This is a genomic window from Streptomyces sp. SID13031, assembly GCF_010548305.1.
Lineage (GTDB): Bacteria > Actinomycetota > Actinomycetes > Propionibacteriales > Kribbellaceae > Kribbella.
Genome location: NZ_JAAGLV010000007.1, coordinates 284917 through 309541 on the forward strand (window position 1 = coordinate 284917; position 24625 = coordinate 309541).

Annotated in this window: 24 protein-coding genes and 2 tRNA genes; 9 read left to right on the forward strand and 17 right to left on the reverse strand. The window is 67.4% G+C overall.

The features are described from left to right. Window positions 1–55: 55 nt before the first annotated feature. The 5 genes from G3I17_RS16825 to G3I17_RS16845 form a co-directional block, all read right to left on the reverse strand. Window positions 56–205 carry a hypothetical protein gene (locus G3I17_RS16825; RefSeq protein WP_164597157.1) on the reverse strand — a complete coding sequence of 50 codons (150 nt, stop codon included), beginning with the start codon at window positions 203–205 and terminating at the stop codon, window positions 56–58. After that, complete coding sequence (locus G3I17_RS16830) at window positions 202–1245, reverse strand: S-adenosylmethionine:tRNA ribosyltransferase-isomerase (RefSeq protein ID WP_343238333.1); 1044 nt, start codon at window positions 1243–1245, stop codon at window positions 202–204. The genes G3I17_RS16825 and G3I17_RS16830 overlap by 4 nt, the downstream gene beginning before the upstream one ends. Further along, complete coding sequence (locus tag G3I17_RS16835) at window positions 1242–1961, reverse strand: SDR family oxidoreductase (RefSeq protein ID WP_164597159.1); 720 nt, start codon at window positions 1959–1961, stop codon at window positions 1242–1244. Before G3I17_RS16835 ends, G3I17_RS16830 begins: the two co-directional genes overlap by 4 nt. A gap of 41 nt (window positions 1962–2002) precedes the next feature. Then, on the reverse strand, window positions 2003–4213 hold the full coding sequence (locus tag G3I17_RS16840; protein ID WP_164597161.1) for a discoidin domain-containing protein: 2211 nt from the start codon (window positions 4211–4213) through the stop codon (window positions 2003–2005). Window positions 4214–4332: 119 nt separating this feature from the next. Beyond that, the gene (locus G3I17_RS16845; protein WP_164597163.1) at window positions 4333–5913 is read right to left on the reverse strand and encodes an FAD-binding oxidoreductase; all 1581 of its coding nucleotides are present in this window, start codon (window positions 5911–5913) and stop codon (window positions 4333–4335) included. A 94-nt stretch (window positions 5914–6007) separates the two neighbouring features. Here G3I17_RS16845 and G3I17_RS16850 point away from each other — a divergent pair, with 94 nt between their 5' ends. The 3 genes from G3I17_RS16850 to G3I17_RS16860 all read left to right on the forward strand — a co-directional run bounded on the left by G3I17_RS16850 (window position 6008) and on the right by G3I17_RS16860 (window position 9240). Further along, a complete protein-coding gene (locus tag G3I17_RS16850) occupies window positions 6008–6640 on the forward strand; it encodes a TetR/AcrR family transcriptional regulator (protein ID WP_164597165.1) in 633 nt (210 codons plus the stop codon). After that, on the forward strand, window positions 6637–8178 hold the full coding sequence (locus G3I17_RS16855) for a glycerol-3-phosphate dehydrogenase/oxidase (protein ID WP_164597166.1): 1542 nt from the start codon (window positions 6637–6639) through the stop codon (window positions 8176–8178). The genes G3I17_RS16850 and G3I17_RS16855 overlap by 4 nt, the downstream gene beginning before the upstream one ends. Window positions 8179–8256: 78 nt before the next feature. After that, on the forward strand, window positions 8257–9240 hold the full coding sequence (locus G3I17_RS16860; protein WP_164597168.1) for a DUF4328 domain-containing protein: 984 nt from the start codon (window positions 8257–8259) through the stop codon (window positions 9238–9240). Here G3I17_RS16860 and G3I17_RS16865 read toward each other — a convergent pair. Then, window positions 9223–9987 (reverse strand): protein phosphatase 2C domain-containing protein, encoded by a 765-nt coding sequence (locus G3I17_RS16865; protein ID WP_164597170.1) that lies wholly within the window; start codon window positions 9985–9987, stop codon window positions 9223–9225. The genes G3I17_RS16860 and G3I17_RS16865 overlap by 18 nt on opposite strands. 46 nt (window positions 9988–10033) lie before the next feature. Continuing rightward, window positions 10034–10945 (reverse strand): NAD-dependent epimerase/dehydratase family protein, encoded by a 912-nt coding sequence (locus G3I17_RS16870; protein ID WP_203590308.1) that lies wholly within the window; start codon window positions 10943–10945, stop codon window positions 10034–10036. Window positions 10946–11020: 75 nt separating this feature from the next. Between G3I17_RS16870 and G3I17_RS16875 the strand changes: the two genes are divergently transcribed. Further along, window positions 11021–11620 carry a pentapeptide repeat-containing protein gene (locus tag G3I17_RS16875; protein WP_164597173.1) on the forward strand — a complete coding sequence of 200 codons (600 nt, stop codon included), beginning with the start codon at window positions 11021–11023 and terminating at the stop codon, window positions 11618–11620. An 87-nt stretch (window positions 11621–11707) separates the two neighbouring features. Here the strand turns inward: G3I17_RS16875 and G3I17_RS42120 are convergent, their stop codons facing one another. Then, a complete protein-coding gene (locus tag G3I17_RS42120; RefSeq protein ID WP_164597176.1) occupies window positions 11708–12349 on the reverse strand; it encodes a VanZ family protein in 642 nt (213 codons plus the stop codon). 458 nt (window positions 12350–12807) lie between these two features. On the opposite strand from G3I17_RS42120, the gene G3I17_RS16885 reads away from it, so the two are divergent. Next, the gene (locus tag G3I17_RS16885) at window positions 12808–13317 is read left to right on the forward strand and encodes a GNAT family N-acetyltransferase (protein ID WP_164597178.1); all 510 of its coding nucleotides are present in this window, start codon (window positions 12808–12810) and stop codon (window positions 13315–13317) included. Between the two features lie 24 nt (window positions 13318–13341). Here the strand turns inward: G3I17_RS16885 and G3I17_RS16890 are convergent, their stop codons facing one another. Then, the gene (locus tag G3I17_RS16890; protein ID WP_164597180.1) at window positions 13342–13593 is read right to left on the reverse strand and encodes a hypothetical protein; all 252 of its coding nucleotides are present in this window, start codon (window positions 13591–13593) and stop codon (window positions 13342–13344) included. Window positions 13594–13706: 113 nt separating this feature from the next. On the opposite strand from G3I17_RS16890, the gene G3I17_RS16895 reads away from it, so the two are divergent. Further along, window positions 13707–14372, forward strand: a complete 666-nt coding sequence (locus tag G3I17_RS16895) for a Type 1 glutamine amidotransferase-like domain-containing protein (protein WP_164597182.1) — start codon at window positions 13707–13709, stop codon at window positions 14370–14372. 61 nt (window positions 14373–14433) lie between these two features. On the opposite strand, the gene G3I17_RS16900 is transcribed toward G3I17_RS16895, so the two are convergent. The 7 genes from G3I17_RS16900 to gyrB form a co-directional block, all read right to left on the reverse strand. Then, window positions 14434–14790, reverse strand: a complete 357-nt coding sequence (locus G3I17_RS16900; protein WP_164597183.1) for a VOC family protein — start codon at window positions 14788–14790, stop codon at window positions 14434–14436. 93 nt (window positions 14791–14883) lie between these two features. Then, window positions 14884–14959: transfer RNA gene (locus G3I17_RS16905), tRNA-Ala, on the reverse strand. 13 nt (window positions 14960–14972) lie between these two features. Then, window positions 14973–15104, reverse strand: coding sequence for a DLW-39 family protein (locus G3I17_RS40815; RefSeq protein WP_020386709.1), 132 nt, complete (start codon window positions 15102–15104; stop codon window positions 14973–14975). Between the two features lie 32 nt (window positions 15105–15136). Then, window positions 15137–15210 (reverse strand) — tRNA-Ile (locus G3I17_RS16910). A gap of 109 nt (window positions 15211–15319) precedes the next feature. Continuing rightward, window positions 15320–16366, reverse strand: a complete 1047-nt coding sequence (locus G3I17_RS16915; RefSeq protein WP_164597185.1) for a DUF3566 domain-containing protein — start codon at window positions 16364–16366, stop codon at window positions 15320–15322. Then, window positions 16366–19017, reverse strand: a complete 2652-nt coding sequence (gyrA, locus tag G3I17_RS16920; protein WP_164597186.1) for a DNA gyrase subunit A — start codon at window positions 19015–19017, stop codon at window positions 16366–16368. Before gyrA ends, G3I17_RS16915 begins: the two co-directional genes overlap by 1 nt. 81 nt (window positions 19018–19098) lie before the next feature. Beyond that, window positions 19099–21090 carry a DNA topoisomerase (ATP-hydrolyzing) subunit B gene (gene gyrB, locus G3I17_RS16925; RefSeq protein WP_343238336.1) on the reverse strand — a complete coding sequence of 664 codons (1992 nt, stop codon included), beginning with the start codon at window positions 21088–21090 and terminating at the stop codon, window positions 19099–19101. Between the two features lie 373 nt (window positions 21091–21463). Here gyrB and G3I17_RS16930 point away from each other — a divergent pair, with 373 nt between their 5' ends. From G3I17_RS16930 to G3I17_RS16940, 3 genes are read left to right on the forward strand one after another with little or no spacing between them, the layout of a single operon-like run. Continuing rightward, a complete protein-coding gene (locus tag G3I17_RS16930) occupies window positions 21464–22090 on the forward strand; it encodes a hypothetical protein (RefSeq protein WP_164597192.1) in 627 nt (208 codons plus the stop codon). Then, a complete protein-coding gene (locus tag G3I17_RS16935; RefSeq protein WP_164597194.1) occupies window positions 22087–22683 on the forward strand; it encodes a hypothetical protein in 597 nt (198 codons plus the stop codon). Before G3I17_RS16930 ends, G3I17_RS16935 begins: the two co-directional genes overlap by 4 nt. After that, window positions 22680–23237 (forward strand): hypothetical protein, encoded by a 558-nt coding sequence (locus tag G3I17_RS16940; protein WP_164597196.1) that lies wholly within the window; start codon window positions 22680–22682, stop codon window positions 23235–23237. Before G3I17_RS16935 ends, G3I17_RS16940 begins: the two co-directional genes overlap by 4 nt. A 22-nt stretch (window positions 23238–23259) precedes the next feature. On the opposite strand, the gene G3I17_RS16945 is transcribed toward G3I17_RS16940, so the two are convergent. Next, window positions 23260–24594 carry a hypothetical protein gene (locus G3I17_RS16945; RefSeq protein ID WP_164597198.1) on the reverse strand — a complete coding sequence of 445 codons (1335 nt, stop codon included), beginning with the start codon at window positions 24592–24594 and terminating at the stop codon, window positions 23260–23262. Between the last annotated feature and the right edge of the window lie 31 nt (window positions 24595–24625).

Here is a 24625-nt window from a genome sequence, read left to right on the forward strand (position 1 = left end):
GTGAAGTCCCAACGGGGGACCTTGCAGGTAAGGACATTCATGATGCCTACAGACATCAGGTGGTGGCCGCGGTGAGCCCGCGGGCCGTCGAGAAGCGGGCCCGGCCCGGGAACGACGCCACCCCGGCGCCGACCGGGCCACCCATGACCACCGCCGGCTTCGAGACCTCGGAACCGGCTGAAGCAGACGTGGCCGCCGAACTCACTGACGGAGCAGAAGACTGACGTCGCCGAATTCGTGCCACAGGTAGGACTGTTCGAGGGCGGCGTCGTAAGCACGCTGGACGACGTCGCCCCCGACCACCGATTCCAGCAACAGCAGGTGGGACGCCTCCGGCGCATGCATGCCGGTGATCAGTCCATCCACCACGGTTGCCGGGTGGTCTGGACCGAGTACAAGGTCAGTCCAGCCCTTCGACGCGGCAACAGCCCCACCCGAAGCAGCAGACTCGATCGCACGGACCGCTGTGGTGCCGACTGCGATCACCCGGCCGCCATTGGCCTTCACCCAGTTCACCAGCCGTGCAGTGTGCTCCGATACGTCGTACCGCTCGGGCAGTGGTGGCTCGTGGCTCTCCAGCGAGGACACTCCGCAGTGCAGCAGGATCGGAGCGATCAGTACTCCGGCTGCCGCCAGCTGGCTCACCAGCTCGAAGCTGAACGGCCTGCCCGCGCTGGGCATCTCCGCTGAGCCCGGCTGGCTCGCGAACACCGTCTGGTAGAGCGCGAGCGGCCACCGCTGGCCGACGTACTTGTAGGTGATCGGTCGGCCGTTCCGCCGTAGGTAGCTGACCACGTCTGCCGCCGGCGGCTTGGCGCGCCACAGCCTCGTGCTGCTTGGCTCATAGGGCTTCAGCAGAGTCAGTACTCCCTCAGCCAACTCCACCCGATCACCTGCCGAGCCACCGAACATAGGCGAGCCACCGCTGCGCAACTCGACCACCCAGTTGCCGTCGTCCAGCGCTGTCGAGAAGTGCACGACCACGGGAGCGACACCCGACCCGGTGATCCAGGAGCCGTCGACTGCGGCCGCCAGCGTCCCCGACGTGTTGACCAACAGCAGGTCGCCCGGCCGCAGGTACTCGCCGATCCGGTCGAACCTCGTGTGCGTGACGGTCGACCCCTCCGCGACCAGCAGCTTCACCTGGTCCCGCGCGAGCCCGTGCGCCTCCGGTGGTTCGACCGCGTTCAGCTCGTCGGGCAGCGTGAACCTGGTCTGCGGATGGACTCTCACGGGGTCACTCACGAAGTCACCGCCGGAGCGAACTCGGCGGCCCGGTAGCGACCACTCGCCGGCCGGCTGTCCAGCAACTGCAGAAACGCCGGTACGACGCTCGCAGGCTCGGCCCGATCGGAAATGTCTTCGCCAGGAAAGGCCGCCTGGTGCATCGCCGTGCGAAGGTCACCCGGATCAATCGCGTACACAGCCAGCCCCGGCTGCTCTGCGGCCAGTACTGCGCTCGCGTGGTCCAGTGCTGCCTTGGCCGACCCGTAGCCGCCCCAACCCTCATAAGCCTCGACGGCTGCGTCCGAGCTGAGGTTGATCACGATCCCAGCGGCAGCGGTCAACTCGGGGAGCAGCGCCTGGGTCAGAGCAACCGGCGCAATCACGTCGACCTCGTACACGCGCCGCAGCTCATCGAGATCGGTGGCAGCCAAATGCTGGAGCGGGCTCGGCCCCAAGTAGCTGGCGTTGTTGACGAGGAGGTCGAGCCGCCCGAGCTCGCCGACGGCATCGACAAGATCGGCCCGATGCTCGGCATCGGTGACGTCACCGGCCAGCGGCACGACGTCCGTACGAGCGGCCAGCGCATCGGCCGCGTTCTTGAGCGCATCGGCGCCGCGGGCGTTGATGATCAACGCCCACCCACGCTCGGCCAGGCCGTGCGCCAGCGCGAGGCCGAGCCCCGCGCTGGCGCCGGTGATGAGAGCAACGGGACGAGTCAAAGATTCAGGAGTCATGCCCGTCACCCTCATACCTCAAGCGAACCTGAGGTCAAGCACTACTGGCCGTAGATCTCATACTCCGAGAGCTGACCGGCCGGCCACCCCGTGTTGGCGGTGAAGGTGAGCCGCACCCAGCGCGTGTTCACCGCGGTCGGCAGGGTGATCGTCGCCGCGTTGCCCGAGCCCGGGTCGAAGGTGCGGCCCGCAGCCCCGGCCAACTGGCTGAACGACGAGTTGTTGGTGCTGCCGAGCACCTGGATGGTCTGGCTCCGTGCACCCCAGCCCGGCGGGAGCTTCAGCACCAGCCGCTTGACGTTCAGGTTGCTGCCAAGGTCCACGGTCAGCGACTGCGGCCAACTGTTGTTGGCGCTTTCCCAGTAGCTGCCTGCGTTGCCGTCGACGGTGTTGCTCGCGACGTAGTTCTGGTTGGTGCTGGTCGCCGTCACTGGCTTACCAGCGGCGAGGTTCCCAGTCGGCTGGCCGGGGTCGGTACCGCCGCCACTGCCCGGCTCGACCCAGTTGCAGCCGCTCCAGGTGGAGTCCCAGCCGCTGTTCCCGGCACCGCGGTTCAGCGAGAACGTACCGCCCGGGTAAGCGCAGTTGTAGACACCGGCCCGGCCGATGTTGCTCGCCGCGACGTTGCTGATCGAGGCCGCCCCGGTCGTCTCTGCCTGGAAGGCAAAGGTCCCGGCGCCTTCGATCGAACCGCCGTCCACGCTGACGTTCTGCACCCGCCGCCCGACACCGCCACCATCGACGAACTGGTACGCCGACCACGGGCTGGCCACCAGCCGGTTGTTGGTGAACCGCACCTGGGCGTTGATCTGGGTGTCGTACGCGTCCACCCGGATCGCGCCGTGCGGGTGGTTCTGACCCCAGTTCGGGTTCATCGCGCCGGTCCGGATCAGCGTGTTGCCGGAAACGGTGATCGTCCCGGCGAGCGGGTAGAACGGCGAGCCGAACGACTGGTTCGAGATCGCGATCCCACCACCGAGCGCGTTCGTGTCGGAGATCAGGTTGTCCCGCACGGTCAGGTCGGTACCGCCGTAGATCGCGATGCCGTTCGCCAGATTCGGCTGCACGATCGTGTTGTTGGCGAACGTGCTGTTCCGGTTCGCCGCGTGCAGCGACCACATCGCGAGCGCATCGTCGCCCTGGTTGCGGAGGAAGTTGTTCCGCACCTGAACGTTGTTGGCGGTCCCGTTCAGGTTCAGGCCGTCCGCGGTCATGTCGTAGAACCGGTTGTTCTCGACCACCAGGTTGTCGTTGTTGCCGGTCAGCCACAGGCCGACCTTCAGGTGCTGCAGCCAGAGCCCGGAGACGATCGAGTTCGGGCCGAGCTGGCCGTTGACGAAGTTGTCCGGCGACTCGTCGTGCCGCTCGGTCACCTCACCGATCACCGCGAAGTCGTAGAGCTTCACGTTGCCGCCGCCGTTCGGGCGGTCGATCAGGTGACTGCTGAGCAACGTCGAGTGCCAGCGGCCGGCGCCGCGCAGCGTCACGCCGTCGGGGTTGATCGTGCCGCCGACCTTGAACCGGCCGGCTGGGATCCACACTGTTCCACCTGAACCGCGGGCGCTGTCGATGGCGCTCTGGATCGCGCCGGTCGAGTCGTTGTTGCCGTTCGGGTCCGCGCCGCGATCGGTGATCGAGATCGAGCCACCAGGCTGACCGGCGGGACCGGCCACGTTCTCGAACTCGACGTCGTCGATCGTGTACGGCCCGGCGGTGTTCTCGCCGTCCACCTGGAGCTTGATCTTCGCGCCTGCGTTGACGGTCTGGCCGAGTTGCAGGCGGGCGTGGTCGTAGAGCTTGTGGGTTCGCGACCCGACGATCCAGCCGGTGTCGACAAAGCTGTACTTCGCCGTCACCGCTAGGGACTGCGAGAGCTTCTGCCCGTTGACGTAGACCGACAGGGTGCCGGTACGGCCATCCGGAACGGAGTACGCGACGTTGATCGCGTTGGTCGTACCGGGAGCGGTGAACTCGACGTACTGGCCGCCGTTGAGGGTGACGGCCTGGCGGTTCGACGCCTCGGCGGCGAGCGTGCCCTGGGCGTAGCTCGGGCCGATCTTGCTGCCGTTCGTGGCGGCGCTCTCGGCCTCCAGGATGGTGAACGGGAGCGAGGCGCCGACGGCCTGGATCGCCGCCGGTGCGGCTTGAACGGGGAGTGCTGAGAGACCGGCGCCAGTGATCGCGGTGCCGGCGGCGACCGCCAGAGCGGCCAATCGGTAGTGATTTGGGCGTGCGGACCTGCGTGGGGGCATGAGTTGCGCCTTCCATGGGGGCGGACCGGTCAGACCGGCCGGAGGGCAATGTGCGCCACACCTTAAGGAAGGAGCTAACGTCGCGCAATAGTTCGACTACCTATTGCAAGAATCCGACACTACGGAGTCGGCGGGATCAGAATGCCGGGGCTGAGGATGCCGTTCGGGTCGAGGACACGCTTGACCGCTTGCAGCGTCTCGATCGCCAACGGGCCGATCTCGGCAGCATAGGCGTCGCGATGGTCGGTGCCTACGGCGTGGTGGTGGGTGATGGTGCCGCCTGCCGCTGCGATCGCCTGACTGGCTGCGGTTTTCGCCTGACGCCATTGGGCCACCGGGTCGTCCGTCTGCGCGGAGATGACGGTGAAGTAGATCGAAGCGCCGGTCTCGTAGACGTGCGACACGTGGCAGAGCACGATCGGCGGCGTTCCCTGGCCGGACAGCTCGTTGACGAATGCCTCGGTCACGCCCGCCTTCAGCGCCGGGAGGGCCGACCAGAAGCCGGCCGTCTCGAGCGTCTCGACCAACGCGCCTTCGTCGAGCAGGGGATCGCGGAGATAGGGAGCCCGGTACCGCCCCTGGCGCCACGTCTCGCCCGGGCCCTCGCCGAGTGACTCGCCTCCCGCGGCGGCCAGCACCTCGGCCACCTCGGCGTGGCGTACCGAAGTACGGGTGCCTTCGAAGCCGACGATCGCGAGCACTCCGCCGGAGCCGCCGCCGAGGACATCCGGGTCGGCCAGGTTGATCGCCGTCTCGGCTTCGTCGGACAGCCTGAGCACGGTCGGCAGCGGACCGTCCTGAGCCAACCGGCGGATCGCGGTCAGGCCCTGATCGAAGGAGGCGAATCGCCAGCCCTCGAAGGAGCGCTCGGCCGGGCGCGGGCGGATCCGGAGGACGACGCTCGTGATGATGCCCAGCGAACCCTCCGAGCCCAGGACGAGTTGGCGCAGATCCGGGCCGGCCGCGGACATCGGCGCGTTGCCGAGCTCGATCGTGCCGCGCGGAGTCGCCAGCGTGAGCCCGACGACCATCTGGTCGAAGCGGCCGTACCCCGCTGAGGACTGCCCGCTCGACCGGGTCGCCGCGTAGCCGCCGATGCTCGCGCCTTCGTAGGACTGCGGGAAGTGCCCGAGCGTGTAGCCGCGCTCGGCGAGCAACGCCTCGGCCGCAGTACCGCGGACCCCGGCCTCGATCGTCGCCGTCCTGGACACCTCGTCGATCTCGACCAGCCGGTCGAGCCGCCGCAGGTCGACCGCGACGAATGCAGTGCCTTGGGCCGCCAGCCCGCCGACGACCGAGGTGCCGCCGGCGTACGGGACGACTGCGACGCGATGCTCGGAGCAGGTCGTCAAGAGCGCCTGTACTTCGTCGTGCGAGCCGGGGTAGACGACCGCGGCGGGCATATCGGTGGTGTCACCCGCGCGATGACGGAGGAGATCGGGTGTCGAGTAGCCGCGGGTGTGACCCCAGCGCGTCTCGAGATCGGTCTTCACCTGCTCAGACCCGAGCAGCTCCACCAACAGCTTCACGACCACGTCGTCGGGGGCACTCGGGGCTGCGGGCTCGACGGGAGCCGGCGGGCGCCGTACGCCGAGATGCTTGAGCGCCTCCAGTGCAGCGGCGGGGAGCTCGACCTCGTGGGCCGGATCGCCCCAGCGGCCGGGCGTGAGGTTGACCACCGGCAGGTCGGACTCGGTCATGGACGGCTCCCCATCTGGGCTCTTCGGAGGTAGCGTCACCGAGGGGTGAATCACTCTTGTAGTCACCGCAGTCGCTGATACACTATGACGTGTGATGTCTCAGCGTAGCAGCGAAACCGATACCTCCTCCAGCACGACCGGATCGTCGCGACCGACGCCGGCGAACGCGATCGGCGAGGAGCGAATCCTGGACGCGGCGTACGAGCTGCTGCTGGCGATCGGGATGCGGCGGATGACGATGGCCGACATCGCCCGGCACGCCGAGGTCTCCCGCGCCACCTTGTACCGGCGCTGGCCGAACGTCCAGGCGGTGGTCGCCGCGCTGATGACGCGCGAGTGGACCACGGCGCTCGTCTCGGCCTTCCAGCCCGACGCCGTCGACGGCCGGGCCCGCTTGATCGAGGGCGTCGTCGAGGTGGTCGCGAAGACCCGGACCCACCCGTTGATGCGCAAGATCATCGAGCTCGACCCCGAGTTCCTCACGCCGTACCTGCTGGAGCGGCGCGGCAGCAGCACGGTCGCGCACCTCGCCCTCGTGAAGGCCGGGATCGAGTCGGGCCAGGCGGATGGTTCGATCCGGGCCGGTAACGCCGACTGGCTGTCGCGGCAGATCATCCTGGTGTCGCTCGCGTCCGCGGTCTCCGGACCGGTGCTCGCCGAGCCGAAGGAGTACCCCGAGCTGGACGAAGAGCTGCGGGTGATGCTCACCAGGTACCTCACTCCATGATCGCGGTGGGCAACGCCAGCCTCAACGCGGCCCGGCGGACCCGCGAGCTCGACTGGCTCGACACGACCGGCCGGGTCGATGTGCTGGTGATCGGCGGCGGCGTCACCGGCACCGGAGTCGCGCTCGATGCGGCCGCGCGGGGTCTCACCGTGGCGCTGGTCGAGAAGCACGACCTCGCCTTCGGTACGAGTCGCTGGAGTTCGAAGCTCGTCCACGGCGGTCTGCGGTATCTCGCGTCCGGGCATGTGGGCATCGCCTACGAGAGCGCGGTCGAGCGCGGCATCCTGATGAAGACCACGGCACCTCATCTCGTTCACCCCGTGCCGCAGGTCGCACCCTGGTTTCCACAGGCCAGGCTCGCCCAGGCCGCCATGCTGCGTGGCGCTTTCTTCGGCGGGGACGTACTGCGCACCTTCGCCCGCACGAGTGACGACTACCTGCCGCACTCCCGCCGCGTCAGCTCCGCGGAGGTGCTGCGCTACGCCCCGACGGTGCGGCCCGATGGTCTGCGTGGCGGCTTCCTCACCTGGGATGGTCAGCTGTACGACGATGCGCGGCTGGTCGTCGCGATCGCGCGCACCGCGGCGTCGTACGGGGCTCGCATCATCACGCACTGCGCCGCCGAGCAGGCGACCGGGCGAGGCGCGGTGCTGGTGGATCAGTTGTCGGGCCGGCGACTCGAGCTCGACGCGGGCATCGTCATCAACGCGACCGGGATCTGGGCCGATCAAGTTGCCTCCGGCATCAAATTGCGGCCGAGCCGGGGGACCCATCTGGTCCTGCCACAGTCGGCCTTCGGTGGGTTGTCCGCAGTACTGACCGTGCCGGTGCCGGGGGAGCTGCGGCGGGTCGTGATGGCGATTCCCGCGCCCGACGGCCGGGTCTATGTCGGGCTGACCGATGAAGAAGCGCCCGGTCCGGTCAGCGACGTTCCACTGGCAACGGAGGCCGAGATCGACTTCCTGCTGTCCACGATCAGCGCCGCTGTGCGGGTGCCGCTGACACGTGTCGATCTGCTCGGCAGCTATGCGGGTCTGCGGCCGCTGCTCGACACCGGGCATCACAAGGGTGAGGACAAGACGGCCGACATCTCCCGGCGGCATGCGGTGATCACGAGTCCGGACGGGCTCGTGACGATCGTCGGCGGCAAGCTCACGACGTACCGGCGGATGGCGCAGGACGCGCTCGACACCGCATTGGCTCAGTCCTCGCTGGAGGGACGGCGGCCTTGTCTGACGCATCGGATTCCGCTGGTGGGCGCGGCCGATCGGGTGCGGTTGGCGGCGGTACGAGCGCCGGCGCGGTTTGTCGCCCGGTACGGCGTGGAGGCGGCCGACGTCATCGCGGTGGAGCCGTCGTTGCTGGAGCCGGTTGCTCCTGGGTTGTCGACCACGCATGCCGAGCTGCGCTTCGCGGTCCGGCATGAAGGGGCGCTGACGGAGGACGACCTGCTCGACCGGCGGACGCGGATCGGGTTGTCGGCGGTGGATCGGGCGCTGGCGCTGCCGGCCGCGCGAGAGGCCTTCGCCGCGGTCTGAGAGTTGCAGGATCTGGCCTGTGGACAACTGCTCCAAGCTCCCGCGAGCGGGTTAACTTGTCTGTGGGAGGTGAGGTCGGTGAGTCAGCCGTATCCAGGGCCGCCCGGCTATCACCCGGGCCCCCATCCGATGCTGCCGCCGGTGATGATGCCGCCGGTGCGGACGTACAAGCCGTTGCGGCGGATCACGGTGGTCTTTCTCGTCCTGATGGTGCTGACGACGCTCGTCACCATCGCCCAGGCCGTGCTGATGTGGCGGTCGTACGCCGACGTGAAGCGGCTCGTCTACGGGCAGCTCTCCGAGAACGAGCTCGATCGCGGGGTGCAGTCGATCGCCAACAGCGGTCCACTGCTCAACGTCGTCTGCCTGCTGGTGATCGGCACCGGAGTCCTCTTCCTGATCTGGCTGTGGCGGGCGCGGGAGAACACCGAGCTCTTCGCCCTGACCGGCGGTGCGTCTCGAGGTGCACAACAGCCAGGCGGTCTACGGCCCGCTCATCGGCATGAGCGGAGCTGGGTGATCGGAAGCTGGATCTGCCCCATCGTCCAGTTCTGGTATCCGTTGCAGGTGGTCGAGGACGTCGTCCGGGCCAGCGAGCCGGCCGATACGCAGGATCAGGCGCTGGGTCAGTCGAAGGGTCACACATGGCGGGCGTTGCTCTACGGCTGGTGGGCCTCGTGGGCGGCGTTCTGGGTGATCATCGTCGGCGGGGGCAGCTTCGCAGTGATCAGTTTCTTCGTCTGGGTCGTCCGGCTTGTCGATCGCAGGGAGGCGGCTGACGCGACCGGCGACTATGTGGACATCTACGACCTGCAGGGCTTCATGGTCCGGACGGCGCTCGCGGTGAACATCGGCTTCAGCGTCGCCGCCGCGCTGCTCGTCGTGGCCGGGATCGCGATCGCCCTGCTGATGCTTCGTACCAACTCCTGGCAGGACGGGCGGATGGCGCCGAGCCTCACCCAACCACCAGCAGGCCCACCGCAGTACGCCCCACGGCCGCCGGACTTTCCCACGTACGCGCCGTACCCACCATCGTCCGCGCCATCACGATGGCAGCCGTAGCCGGCACAGCACTGCGGTCGCGTCGTCACGCCGCTTGCCGCGGAAGGCGCCGACGGCCGCGTCCTCGTCGTGCTGCCTGACCAGGTCGATCAGAGCTTGCGGACCGGCCGTTGCGAGTGTGTCGACCAGGTCGTCCCAGGTGTGGCCGTAGCGCTCGGAGTACCGGGAGGCGCCGTCGGTCAGCAGGGCGACCAGCTCGACCGCTGCGCGTTCCGTAGTACCGGAGACTGCTTCGTACGCCGCCTTGGGCTCGGTGCTCGCGACCCAGAAGCCACCCGGCTGGTTGCGCAACCGGCGGACGGCCTCGAACGTGTATTCCGGCAGGAAATCGACCCGGTTGTCCGCGAGCACCGTCACGCGCCGGTCGGGGGCGCGCAGCACGATCGGCGAATCGGCCAGCACGAGGTGCTCGACCTGCTCGTCGCTGACCCGCATCATCGCGACGGTCGACGAGGGGCTGTCGGGGTTGGCCAGGTCGCAGGTGTCCTCGTGCTCAGCCCGTACTTCGGTGATCGCGGCCGCGAGCAGATCCGGCAACGGCACCTGCGACCGCCCGAGCAACGGGAGCGCCAGATGGGTCCCCAGCCGAGCGACCAGCCAGGCGACCGAATGCACGCACCCCGACTCGACACCCTTCGGCGCGGTCGCACCGTCGAGCACGACGACGAAGTCCGGCCCGCTGATCACCAGGTCCTCGTTCGGCCCCTGCCGATCCGGAGCGGGCTCACAAACCGACCAGATATCCACAGGCCGTGTCTCCTTGTCCCGTGCAGTCGCGTAGCAGGTGGCCGGCCTATTCTCTCGGGCGGGCGGTCCAGGTGTCCGTGAGGGACTGGGCAAGGGGGATCTTGCTGGACCAGCCGAGGTGTTTGCTGATCAGGGAGCTGTCGGCCTGTTGCCAGGCGACCGTGTCGGCGGGGGAGCCCGCGTGGTCGGCGTGTACCTCGCCCTCGACGATCTTCGTGCTGGTCCCGCTGGCCTCGGCCAGCCCGTGGACAGCGTCCCTGGCCAGCGTCGCCTTGCCCGAGCCGACGTTGAGCACCGGCGGGAGTTTGCCTTCCGCCGTCGCAACCGCGAGCACCGCCTCGGCGACATCGCGGACGTCGAGGTAGTCCCGCCACGCCTCGAGCGAGCCCAGCTGGATCGCGTCGGTCGTACCGAGCTGGCGGAGCACCCGGCCGAACAGAGTGCTCGGTGGCGATCCCGGTCCGGTCATGTTGAAGGAGCGCAGCACGACCGCGTCGGCGCCGTTGCGTTGCGCGCGCAGTACAAGCTCGGAGCCGGCCAGCTTGGTGTACCCGTACGCCGCGCCCGGGCGGAGCTCGGCCTGCTCGTCCTGGCTGGTACCGCGCGGCGCTCCGCCGTACTCCGCGGCGGAACCGATCTGGATGAAGCGCGCGTTGCTCGCGTGCCCGTTCATCGAGGAGAGCAGCGACTGGACCGCGACGACGTTGCCACGGGTGAGCTCGAGGACGTCGCCATGAGTCGCGGCGGCCGCGTTGACGATCACGGTCGGCTTGTAGAGCCCGAGTTGGGTGTCCAGCGCGTAGCAGTGCCCGGTCGCCAGATCGAACCGTCTGTGCGGGTCGCCGGTGGATCGCGTGAAGCCGCGGTACTCGATCCCGCGCTCGGCCAGCAGCCGGCAGATCGCGCCCCCGAGAAACCCGCCGGCACCGAACACCATCACTCGCTCTGATCCGGTCACATCGGCCATCCTCCCGGTTGGGGTGAACTTTGTCGGTGGTGCAAGGCAAACTGCGGGCTAACCGAAGGGAGTGCCATGGGAGAGCGGCCCGCACCTAAGACTGAGTCGACGATCCGGGACTGGGACGACGCCGATCCGTCGGGGCAGACGTATACGCGGGTGCTGTTCATCGATTCCGATCTGACGGAGGTGAACAACCAGCGCGGGGTGTTCGAGGAGTGCGTCTTCCGCGGGGTGCGGTTCAATGCGTCGACGCATACCGATGCCGCGTTCGTGAACTGCACCTTCGTCCGGTGCTCGTTCTTCGACAGCACCTTCACCCGGTGCAAGCTGATGGGCAGCATCTTCGACGACTGCACTCATAACCTGATGAAGGTCGAGGGCGGCGACTGGTCGTTCGTCGCGATGACCCGCGCCGACCTGCGCGGAGTCGAGCTGAGCGGGACGAAGCTGCGCGAGGCCGAGCTCTCCGGTCTGCGCGCGAACAAGGCCGTACTGCGGAACGTGGACCTGTCCGGAGCCTCGATGCAACGCGCCGACTTCACCGGCGCGGACCTGCGCGGCTCCGACCTGTCGACGCTCGACCCGCTGACCGTCACGCTCAGGGACGCGATCGTGGATCTGCCCCAGGCGATCGTCATCACCACCTCGCTCGGGCTGGAGGTACGGCCCTGATCCAGGGCGTGCCTGTGGATATCTCCAGGGTTATGACCCGTCATCCCCCGGTTTACCCACAACCTGTGGATAACCATCCAGCGGACCTCAGCGCACCCTGACAGCGGGGCGGACCTTCACGAGCGCCGGCGCCAGCTCGCCCCGGCGATGCCGAGCGGCAGGGCGTCTCACGAGTACTGCGCCGTGTTCCACGACGTACCCGGGATTCGTCAGGGTGACCGGGCTGGTCGCCGCTCGCAGCGCTCTCTGCACGGCCATTTGCAGCGCCGCCGCCAGGCCGACGCCGGCGAAGGCGCCGAGCGTGTTCGCGACCAGGTCGTGCAGCTGACAGGACCGGCCGAGCGGCGGGATCAGCGCCTGGATCGCCTCGACCGCGGCGGACATCCCGATCCCGGCGGCGATCCCGTCCGCCGGCCGGCCGCTCGCCAGGGTCAGCAGGCCCGCGGCGGGGATGAACAGCAGCACGTTGAGCAGCCCCTGCATCGAGGTGAGCCCGCCGGTTGTGGTCAGGTGCGTGCCGCAGCTGCCGATCCCGGGTAGTCGGTGGCTGGTCGGGCTGAGCGTGGCCGCGAGGATCAGCGCGAAGGCAGCCGGCATCAACAGGGCCGCGATCCGGGGCACCAGGTCGCCTGGCCGGCGGATCGACGAGAGGGCGATCGGAACCGCCATCCCGGTCAGCACGACCCAGGTGTCCAGCAGGTGCGGAATGCCGCGATACGTCTCGAGCACGCGTCCGGAACCTCCGTAGTCGGCCCACGCGGTCCCGGTAGGTACCCGCGCGCAAGGTCGTCAGTGGTTGCCCGATATCTCTTCCTCCCCAGAGACTCCGGCGTCCACTCCACCGACCGCTAGGCCAGTCAGGACATCTGCACGCACCCGCAAACAAACAGTGAGTTCCCCGTGACAATCCGTACACGAACTGACACGCCCATCCATCAATCGATGCATAGGGCAAGCAAATTAGTAGCCCGAGGCAACAGCTCTCATAGCAGCGAGCCGCCCGTGCCGATCACCTCGACCGGGACGTCGACGTACCGGCGTAGTTCGGGTCGCACCCGCCGATCGCTCACCTCTTGCCCCCCACTCATTTCAGCACCACACTTCAGTTTTCATCTCCACCCGATCCACCCACCCCCGCCGCCCGCGACCAGAGCTCGGAGGCGACCCAAATCATCACGCGCTTGGAGATGACTTCCCCGAAACAGCTCGTACCGGGGAAGCCCTCGCCGGTGCGGCTCGAGCTGGCTGAGACCGGCCCCGAGTCGGCCGCCACCATTCGGTCGATCTACACCCGGATCTGGGCCCCGTTGAAAGCGCACGGGCGACTGCAGTGGAGCGACGAGGAGTGGGTCGCCGAGCTGTCCCACCCGGCAGTACGGAGCTGGCTTGCCCTGGTGGAGGGGGAGACGGCCGGCTTCGTCGAGCTGGAGAACGGCACCAAGGGCGACGTGGGCATCGTGGTCTTCGGAGTCGCACCGGAGTACCAGGACAAGGGCCTCGGCGCCGCGTTCCTGGTCCGCGCCACAGAGCTGGCCTGGGAAATCGGCAACCCGACCCCGACCGCCCGCGTATGGCTACAGACCTCGTCCGACGACCACCCACACGCCCTCACGAACTACCAACACCGGGGCTTCCGAACCTTCTCAACAGAGACTTCAGTAGCGGACGTCGCTCTGCAGCAGGGGCGGGACCGCTGACACCTGCCCTGAGCAGGTACCGCCTCACGTCGTGACAACCGTCCCCTGGTGGTAGAGCGCCTGCCACCCACCCCCACTCGACCGCCAAACCGTCGCCCGCCGCGTCACTCGATCCCCCTGCCGCAATCGGTACGTCAGCAGATAGGTATCCGGCCCCAGCTCCCGACACCCGAACTCGTCCGCCGCCCACGCATCCGGTACTCCCTCGGCATACCGCCGCTCCAGCACACCCCCAGATGCCCGATGAAAGATCGGCTCCCGCCTCTGCAACTCCATCAGCACATCCACCACTGCAGGATGGACCCTCGTGGTCAATCGGTGCTTACCGGACCTGTGCAACCAGTTGTACGATCCTTCGAGCGGCCGGCGATCTAGCCAGGAAAGGCATCATGAAGCTTCTCCTCACGGACTCAGGCATCAAGAACCCGAGCATCCACGACGCGTTGGTCGACCTGCTGGGCAAGCCGATTGCCGAGTGCAACGCGCTCTGCATACCCACCGCGATGTACGCCCAGCCCGGCGGCGCCGGCCAGGCATGGATGCTGATCAGCGGAAAACAACCCCTCTGCCCGATGACCGAACTGGGTTGGAAGTCCCTGGCAGTGCTTGAGCTCACCGCGCTGCCCAGCATCGACGAAGAGGTCTGGGTCCCCCTGGTGCAGGAGACTGACGTCCTGCTGGTCGGAGGCGGCGACGCCATGTACCTGTCCTACTGGATGCAGCAGTCCGGACTGGCCGACCTCCTGCCGTCACTGCGCGCGGTCTACGTGGGACTGAGCGCCGGGAGCATGGTGATGACCCCCAGCATCGGCGAGCGCTTCGTCGGCTGGACCCCACCCGGCGGTGGCGACAAAACGCTCGGCCTGGTCGATTTCTCGATGTTCCCGCACCTGGACTACCCGGGTTTCGAGAACAACACCATGGCCAGCGCCGAGAAATGGGCCGCCACCATGCCGGTACGGGCCTACGCGACAGACGATCAGACCGCCCTCAAAGTGATCGACGGAACCGTCGAAGTCGTCTCCGAAGGCCACTGGAAACTGTTCCCCCGCTAACAGCCGCTGCCGCAGTACTCGCATCTGAGATCCAGCCGTAGCCCCACGCCATCCCCACGCACTATTGACGTAGCTGGCCAAGGATGCAGAACTCGTTACCCTCGGGGTCTGCCAGCACCACCCAAGACTGATCATCACCCTGGCCAATATCAACACGCTGTGCGCCATGAGCCACCAGACGAGCCACCTCGGCGTCCTGATCATCGGGCCTGAAGTCGAGATGCAGTCGGCTCTTGACCTTCTTGATCTCCTCGATCCGGACGAAGTCCAGCCCCGGTACGCGATCCGCCTCCGGGCGGATCTCGAACTCGTCAGCAGAGGAGTAGACCACGACCCACCCAAGAGCCTCGGCCCACCACTGCCCCAAGGCCACCGGATCGACCGAGTGAACGATTACCTGTTCCCATTCCAAGGACATCCGCAGAGCTTAGACCCACCAGGGCTTCCGAAACAGGCAATTAGTTCGGGCCTCGTACAAGCAGAAAGCCGGTTCCAAGCGGAACCGGCTGTTTGGTGGAGACGAGGGGACTCGAACCCCTAACCCCTGCCTTGCAAAGGCAGTGCTCTGCCAGTTGAGCTACGCCCCCGTGGGGGTGTGTTTCAGCGGCCCGGGGTGACCGGGTCGACGGCCTCGGCCCAGAGGTCCTGCTCGGCGCGGGACTGCTGGGTCTTCTTGTAGACGAAGTATCCACCGACGCTGGCCAGCAGGACCAGCAGAACCTTCTTCAGCATCGGGATCTCCTTGGATCTTGGATCGATCGGGGTGGGCCTAACAGGATTTGAACCTGTGACCTCTGCCTTATCAGGGCAGCGCTCTAACCAACTGAGCTATAGGCCCGCGAACTGCGGGGGAACAACCTGGGAGAGATTACCGCACCCGGTGCCTGCCTCCCAAATTGGATTCGATCGGGCCGCACAACGACCCGATCGAAGCCACAGTCGAAGTCTCAGTCCTCCGACGCGAGCGTCACTTCGAGGCCGCCCAGCAGGGTTGCCGCGATGTTGTAGAGGAACGATCCGAGCGTCGCGAGCGCCGTGATGATCAGCACATCGGCGCACGCCAGCAGGGTGGTGAATCCCATCACCTTGCCGGTGTTGATGTAGGTCTCGATCTGGAACTGGTCGCCGTCCTGGTTGCCCAGCACCTCGCGGACCGTGTTGTTGATGTTGTCGAAGACACCGGCCGCGCCGATCGCCGACCAGACGATGAAGACGGCCACCCAGGTGACGATGCCGAACGCGATCGACAGCAGGAACGCGGTCTTCATCACCGACCACGGGTCCAGCCGCGTCAACCGCAGCCGGGCCTTCCGGGTCTGCGGCCGGGACGAGACCTTCGGCGCCGGCTCGACGACCGGCTTGAACTCGTCGCGCTTCCCGAGCTTGGCCTTCTGCCCGACATTCAGCGTCTCGGTGGAGTCAGAGGCCGCCGGGGCCGAGGAAGTGATCGAGGTGGCGGACTCCTTCAGGGCACTGGCCCTGCCGAGCACCGCCTGCTTCGCCGCGTTCAGCTTGTCCCCGAAGCTCTCGGTCGGGGTGTGGGTCGGCGTGGCCAGCTTGCCGGTCTGCCCGTACGCCGAGGTGCCGGGCTGGCCACCGCCCAACGGCAACCGCGGCTCCGGGCGGCCCGGAGTACTGGGTGTGCTGGGCGTCGGCCGGGGAGTGGTCGGCGCCGAGCCGGCCGAGTACGGGCTCGAACCAGCCGGCTTCTGCGGCGCCGGCCGAACCGGGGGCTGCTGCGGCGGACGGGACGGCTGGTCCGGCGTCGACGGGGTCGCCGACGGCCCGCCCGGACGCGGCTGGCGCGCTTCGCCGGGCCGCTGACCGTTCGCAGTACCGGGTCTGGGCTGGCCGTTGCCGGTCGAACTGCTACGACCGTTGGAGGCCGGGGTGGCAGGTGGGGTGGACTGGCCCTTCCCGGCGCCGCTCTGCGGTCGCTGGGACTTGGGGCTGTCCGCTCCATCAGGCCATGTCGGCCTCGCGCGGTTGGTCATCAGGTGCCCTCCTGGCCGGCTTCGTCATCTTCGACCGTAGCCGCGCCGTCGACGTCCGTCGAATGCTGGTCATCTGTGCTGACGCTTCCAGAGGTGGTTTCGGTTGTCGATCCGTCCACATCTTGGGCAACTTCTTCGGCGCCTTCGACGACCTCTGCCTCGTCGTCACTCACGGTGAGGTCGGTGTTGCGGGCAATCGCGACCACGGCGTCGGACTCGCCGACCCCGGCGAACTTCACGCCCATCGTGTCGCGGCCCTTGACCGGCACGCTGTCCACCCGGCTCCGGACGACCTGGCCGCTGTTCTTGATCGCGAGCACCTGGTCGCTGTCGACGACGATCAGCGCGCCGACCAGCAGGCCACGCTCGTCGTTCAGCTTGACCGCCTTGATGCCCAGACCGCCACGACCCTGCTGCCGGTACTCCGAGACGCGGCTGCGCTTGGCGTAGCCGGCGTCGGTCACGGTGAAGACGTACTGCGCGTCCTCCTCGGAGCCGGCCCGGATGACGGCCATCGACAGCAGCTCGTCGCCGTTGCGGAACTTCATCCCGGTCACGCCCGAAGTGGCCCGGCCCATCGGCCGCAGCTGCTCGTCGTTCGCGGTGAAGCGGATCGACTGGCCCTTCTTGGAGACCAGCATCAGGTCGTCCTCGGCCGAAGCCAGCTCGGCGCCGATCAGCTCGTCGTCCTCGTCACGGAAGTTGACCGCGATGATGCCGCTCTGCCGGGCCGAGTCGTAGTCGGTCAGCGCCGTCTTCTTCACCAGGCCGCGCTTGGTGGCGAGCAGCAGGTACGGCTCCTGCTCGTAGTCGCGCAGGGTCAGGACCTGGGCGATCTCCTCGTCCGGCTGGAACGACAGCAGGCCGGCGACGTGCGAGCCCTTGGCGTCGCGCGCCGACTCCGGCAGCTGCCACACCTTGGCCCGGTAGACCCGGCCCTTGGTGGTGAAGAACAGCATCCAGTGGTGGTTCGTGGTGGCGAAGAAGTGCCCGATCTCGTCCTCGGCGCGCATCGTCGCACCGCGAACGCCCTTGCCGCCGCGGTTCTGCGTCCGGTACAGGTCGGTCTTGGTGCGCTTCGCGTAACCGCCGCGGGTGATCGTGACGACCACTTCCTCGTCGGGGACCAGGTCCTGTACGGACAGGTCGCCGTCGGCCGCGATGATCTCGGTCCGGCGCTCGTCGCCGAATTTGTCGACGATCTCGGTCAGCTCGTCCCGGATGATGGTCCGCTGCCGGACCGGGTCGGCCAGGATGTCCTCGAGGTCGGCGATCACGATCTCGAGCTCGCTCAACCGGTCCATGATCTTCTGCCGCTCCAGAGCGGCCAGCCGGCGCAGCTGCATGTCCAGGATCGCCTGGGCCTGGATCTCGTCGATCTCCAGCAGCGAGATCAGCCCGCTGCGGGCCTCCTCGACATCCGGGCTGCGGCGGATCAGCGCGATGACCTCGTCCAGCGCGTCGAGCGCCTTCACCAGACCGCGGTAGATGTGCGCCTGCTTCTCGGCCTCGCGGAGGCGGTACTTGGTCCGCCGCTGGATGACCTCGATCTGGTGGTCGATCCAGTGGGTGATGAACAGGTCGACGCTGAGCGTGCGCGGCACCCCGTCGACCAGGGCGAGCATGTTGCAGCCGAAGGTGTCCTGCAGCTGGGTGTGCTTGTAGAGGTTGTTCAGGACGACCCGGGGCTGGGCGTCGCGCTTCAGCACGATCACCAGGCGCTGGCCGGTCCGGGACGAGGTGTCGTCACGGATGTCGGCGATACCGGTCATCTTGCCGCCGTTGACGAGCTCGGCGATCTTCTGCGCCAGGTTGTCCGGGTTGACCATGTACGGCAGCTGGCTGACGACCAGGCTGGTACGGCCCTTGGCGTCCTCCTCGATGTCGACCACCGCGCGCATCGTGACCGAGCCACGACCGGTGCGGTAGGCGTCGTCGATGCCCTTGTAGCCGACGATCAGGGCGCCGTTCGGGAAGTCCGGTCCCTTGATGTTCTCCATGCACGCCGCCAGGACCTCTTCCTGGGTGGCCTCCGGGTGCTCCAGGCACCACTGGGCCGCGGCGGCGACCTCGCGCAGGTTGTGCGGCGGGATCATCGTCGCCATCCCGACCGCGATCCCGGCCGAGCCGTTCACCAGCAGGTTCGGGAAGCGGCTGGGCAGGATCACCGGCTCCTGCGAGCGGCCGTCGTAGTTGGGGCGGAAGTCGACCGTCTCCTGGTCGATGTCGCGCACCATCTCCATCGCCAGCGGGGCCAGCCGGCACTCGGTGTACCGCATCGCGGCGGCCGGGTCGTTACCCGGTGACCCGAAGTTGCCCTGGCTCTGGATCAACGGCGCGCGCATCACCCACGGCTGCGCCAACCGGACCAGAGTGTCGTAGATCGCGGAGTCACCGTGCGGGTGGTACTGACCCATCACGTCACCGACGATGCGGGAGCACTTGGAGAAGCCGCGATCGGGCCGGTAGCCACCGTCGTACATCGCGTAGAGGATCCGGCGGTGCACCGGCTTGAGGCCGTCACGGACCTCGGGCAGCGCGCGGCCGACGATGACGGCCATCGCGTAGTCGAGGTACGACTGCTGCATCTCCGTCTGCAGATCGAGGGGCTCGATCCGGTCGTGTCCCGGAGAAAGGGGGGTCTCGGTCATCTGGTGCTCGTCCCGTTCGTGTCAGTACGTCGGTGAGGTCGGCGCTGCGCGAGGTGCGCCCGGGCGGAACCCGGGCGGCCCTCAGATGTCAAGGAACCGGACGTCCTTGGCGTTGCGCTGGATGAAGTTGCGACGAGCCTCGATGTCGTCGCCCATCAACGTCGCGAAGGTCTCGTCGGCGCGGGCGGCGTCGTCCAGGGTGATCTGCAGCAGCACCCGGTTGGCCGGGTCCATCGTGGTCTCCCAGAGCTCCTGCGGATTCATCTCGCCCAGACCCTTGTACCGCTGGGTGGCGTTCTCCTTCGGGAACTTCTTGCCGGCCTCGATGCCGGCGGCCACCAGGCCGTCCTTCTCGCGTTCGGTGTAGGCCAACTCGTGCGGGCTGTTGCTCCAGCGGAGCTTGTAGAGCGGCGGCTGCGCGGCATACACGTGACCGCGCTCGATCAGCGGCCGCATGAAGCGGAACAGCAGCGTGAGCAGCAGCGTCCGGATGTGCTGACCGTCGACGTCGGCGTCGGCCATGATCACGATCTTGTGGTATCGCAGCTTCTCCTCGTCGAAGTCCTCGTGGATACCGGTGCCGAGGGCGGAGATGATCGCCAGTACTTCGTTGTTCTGCAGGACCCGGTCGATCCGCGCCTTCTCGACGTTGAGGATCTTGCCCCGGATCGGCAGGATCGCCTGGTACTTCGGATCGCGGCCGCCCTTCGCGGAGCCACCGGCCGAGTCACCCTCGACGATGTAGACCTCGCACTCCTCCGGGTTCGTCGACTGGCAGTCGGACAGCTTGCCCGGCAACCCGCCGCCACCCAGCAGGCCCTTGCGGTTGCGGGCCAGTTCGCGCGCCTTGCGGGCGGCGATCCGGGCACTCGCGGCCGCGGTGGCCTTACGGATGATGTCCTTGCCCTCGGCCGGGTTCTGCTCGAACCAGGCGCCGAGCCGGTCGTTGACGACCCGCTGGACGAAGCCCTTCACCTCGGTGTTGCCGAGCTTGGTCTTCGTCTGGCCCTCGAACTGCGGATTGCCGAGCTTGACCGAGATGATCGCGGTCAGGCCCTCCCGGATGTCGTCACCGGTGAGCCTGTCCTCCTTCTTCTTGATCATGCCCTGGTCCTCGGCGAACGAGTTGACCAGCGAGGTGAGCGCGGCCCGGAAGCCCTCTTCGTGCGTACCGCCCTCGTGGGTGTTGATCGTGTTCGCGAAAGTGTGCACGGACTCCTGGTACGAGCCGCTCCACTGCATCGCCACCTCGAGGCTGAGCGAGTCGTCGCCCTGCGCGGCCTCGAAGGCGATCACGTCGCGGTGCACGGTCTCGCGGATGCCGGTCAGGTACTTCACGTAGTCGACCAGGCCGTCGTCGTACTTGAACGACTGCTCGACCGGCACACCCTCGGGGGTGTGGTCCAGCCGCTCGTCGCGGATCACGAGCTCGAGGCCCTTGTTCAGGAACGCGTACTCGCGGAAGCGGGTGGACAGCGTTTCGAAGGAGTACACCGTCGTCTCGAACACGTCCGCGCTCGGCCAGAAGGTGATCGTGGTGCCGTTGGAGTCCGACGTGCCGATCTGGGCCAGGTCTTCGTCCGGGACACCGATGGTGAAGGACTGCATGTAGGCCAGGCCGTTCTTGCGGACGTCCACCCGGAGCCGGCCGGACAGCGCGTTCACGACGGAGACACCGACACCGTGCAGACCACCGGACACCTTGTACCCACCGCCACCGAACTTGCCACCGGCGTGCAGCACGGTCAGTACGACGGTGACGGCCGGCTTGCCCTCGGACTCGACGATGTCGACGGGGATACCGCGGCCGTTGTCCACCACCTGGACGCCGCCGTCGGGCAGCAGGGTGATGATGATCTTGTCGCAGAACCCGGCCAGCGCCTCGTCCACCGCGTTGTCGACCACCTCGTAGACCAGGTGGTGCAGACCTCGCTCACCGGTGGACCCGATGTACATACCGGGGCGCTTGCGCACGGCGTCGAGGCCCTCGAGGACCTGGATCGCACTTGCGTCGTACTCACGATCGACCACACTGGAGGTGATCTCGGTCAGCGGTGCTTCTTCGATTTCGATACCGGTGCTGTCGGCGGACGTTGTTTCGTCGATCTCGGTCGGCTCGTCGGTCACCGGCTGTTGTCCTCCTCGGACCCCGCGTACGCGGGGCATCGATGCACAGTAGAAGCCGCCCTACTGTGTTCATCAGCGGGGTGACTTTCTCAACAGCTCCATCTTACCCGTCGACCGAAGCAGAACCTGCCACCAGGCGGCTAAAACTGTGGACAGGGCGTCTTTTCGGACTCCTTTCCATGTCCCCCCACGCGGGGAGGGGGCTCGGAAAGCGCTCACGGCGCTCAGTGGCTTCTGACCGGATCGCCACTGACTGTCTGGGAACCGAGACCTGATCGGGCCGGGACCACCGCCCCCGATGCCCCCTAAGATCGCTGCCGTGGAAAGTCTCGACGACGTCATCGACGCCATGATCGCCGACCGGGTGATCCACCGGCACCGCCGGAAATGGCTGATCGCCGCCGCTCTGGTCGTCGTCCTCGCCCTCGTCATCACCTTCACCGGCGGCTGGAAGGAACACCAGGGCCGCAGCGTCGACACCTTCGACGCACCCACCACTGTCAAGGCCGGCCGGTTCGAGGTCGGTGTCAGCGCGGCCACCATCGTCCGCACCCCGAAAACCGACTACAGCCCGGCGAAGGCCCGGCTCGAGGTCGAGTTGCAGCTGAAGAACATCGACGAGGAAGAACGCACCAGCGACGACTTCAGCGGCGAACGACTGCTGTGGTGGATCGTCCCCGGCAAGGATCCGATCAAGCCTGCGAACGTGAGCTGTAAGGGCATCATCGGCTATGTGCTCGTCTTCGGGCTGCCGGCCGAGAAGTGCGTAGCGAAGTTCGACGTGTCACCCAACTACAAGGGCGAGCTGACCGAGGTCGGCGTACTGGCCGAGAGCTACGACTCCGACGCCGGCATGCTCGGCGCGTCGGAGGATCCGTTCTGGCACAACGAGACGGCAGTGGCCGTGGTCCGGGTCCCGACGAAGATCACGACGGAGTCCGAATGAAGCTCTATCGGCCGGCCACCGTGCTCGTCGGCATCTTGTTCGTCCTGCTCGGCGGACTGACCCGGCTGGCCGACCCGGCGAACGTCTATGACGACGCCACCCGGGTGGTCAAGCACGGCACCATCGGTGAGGCGCTCCCCTTCGGCGGCTCGACTGTCGCTGTGGACCGGGTGAAGTTCGCCCGGTCCTATCTGTCCGACGAGGGCAGTGACAGCAAGTCGATCGAGTCGGGTGGGATCTTCGTCGCGATCGAGTACGACACGGTGCAGGGGACCGAGCCGACACCAGGCCGGGAGCTCCAGCTGAGCACGAACGAGGGCACCGTCTACGAACCGATCTCCGACACGTACGGCAGCCAACTCGACTTCGCCGCACCAGGCTTCGGCGTGACCGGCGCGGTCCTGTTCGAGGTGAATCCGGCCGATGTCGAGGAGCTGACGCTGCGCGTCAGGACGAGCCAGCTCTACAACGTCCTGGCCCAGGACGTCACCGTCGATCTCGGCATCCCGGACGAGAAGATCGCCCAGCGGTTGATCGACGCCGCCGCACCGGAGTACCTGATTCCCAGGAGCATCACGCGGGTGGCCTCATGAAGTCCCCTCAGCGTGCGCTCCGGCTGGCCGTGCAGGTCTCTTTGCTGATCGCCCTCGCGGCCACCAGCGCGGTGCTCCTGCTGCAGACCTATCTCGGCGACCCCGAGAAGGTCTACAAGGACGGCTCCGTGACCGAGGTGGTCCAGCAGGGGCCGGTGACGATCGACCGGGTGCAGTGGAAGCTGGAGTCGCTCGAGGCGTACACCCAACTGGTCGACGCGGAGAAGAAGAAGATCTCGCTGGACCAGCCGGCCGGTTCGGTGGTGATCGTCGCCGAAGTCGCGATCACCCCACTGGACGGACTGGCGATGGGCGCCAGCGGTTTCACCTGCGTTGCCAAGCTCCGTGACGATCGCGGCAACATCTGGGAGAGCCAGTCAGCCTACGACTTCGCCCTTCCGACGAGCTGCGGAGACGACGACCACCCGTTCACTCGCAACAAGACAGGCCGGCTTGCGCAGGTCTACGTCGTACCGGAGTCGGCTGTTGCACACCTCAGCGGTATCCAGGTCGAGACCCGCAACGACTTCCGCCGAGTCTTGATGACCCGCTGACCCGGCCCCGCAGTACCGGCCGTCAGGCCTGAGCCGGCTCCGGTTCGGCCTGCTGTTTCGCAGCGGCTGCTGCGGCGGCGGCGGCCGCCGCGCGGCGTTCGGCGCCGACGGAGATACAGAGGTCGAAAGCCGCCGCCAGCAAGGCGATCCGCAGTGTTTCGAAGACGACGTCGGTCGCCAGCTGGGCGATCTCGTTGTTCATCAGACCCCAGTCGGCGCCGTGCACGCCGATCAACCGCACCATGATGGTGAACGCCCAGTCGTTGGCGAGCCACCACAGCGTGTAGACCGTGCAGACCACGCCGAGGAAGACCGGTCCGACCCGGACGAGGAGCCGGAAGGCCGTCAGCGCCGGGTAGAACTTCTCCCGCAATCCACCGAGCAGCAGGTTCGGCGCCTGGTTGGTGAGCGCCACGAGCCGGTTCGGCTTCGGCGCCTCGTCGGCTGCGACGAGGCGTCGTTCGACCCTGGTCCCGCGGAACACCCCACTGCCGGTCAGCACGCGATGCCCGAAGACGACGGTGGTGATCGCGAGCCAGGTGAGCGGCTCCGCCACGCCGGACTTGAACAACGGCCAGAGGCTGTCCCAGAAGAAGCCCCAGAGGAACTCGATCCCGGCCGGGATCGGGATGTGGATGCCGGCGAAGAAATGTTTCAGGCCGTCCCACCAGTCGACCGAGACGTACCAGAAGTTCCGGCCCTCGATCCAGTCCGTGAACTCGCCGACGGCGAACGGCGTCACCACGACGGTGAGCAACAGGAAGAACGCCTCGGCCCAGACCTGGGCGAACTTCGCCGGCCGGCTCGGCCAGCGATCGTCGATCGCCTCGAGGACGCGACGCAGGACGAGCAGGATCACGATGGCGGGAAGATACGAATGCCAGGCCTTGCCGGCGATGTCGAAGAACGCGGCGCCACCCCCGACACCGCGCTGGACGATGTTGCTGATCGACAGAGAGTGGACCCGGTCGTCCAGGAATCCCCAGGCGGACCAGACCGCGATCATCGGCAGCAAGGTGACGGCCAGCAGCTCCATCAGCCCCTGCTGGGTCGGGTCTGCGGTCTCCTCCGCCTTGTTGCCCGCCGCGTCGCGCCAGCGGTAGAGGGAGGTGGCGCAGGTCCGGATCATCCCAACGGTGGCGGCGATCTGGATCAGTACGCCGGTGGAGAAGACCCCTACACCCAAGCTCGAATGCTGATGCTCATCGAGCCAGATAGCGCCCTGGATCGACGCCCGGAAGCCGACGTACCCGGCCAGGAACCAGGTGACCAACGGCAGCAGGTTGCGCCACCACAGCCGGAAGGTATCTCCGATCAGGTGGACCATCTCGCGAAAGCCATCAACAATCGTGCGCATCGCGCCCGATCCTAGTGCCCTGCGTCCGAAG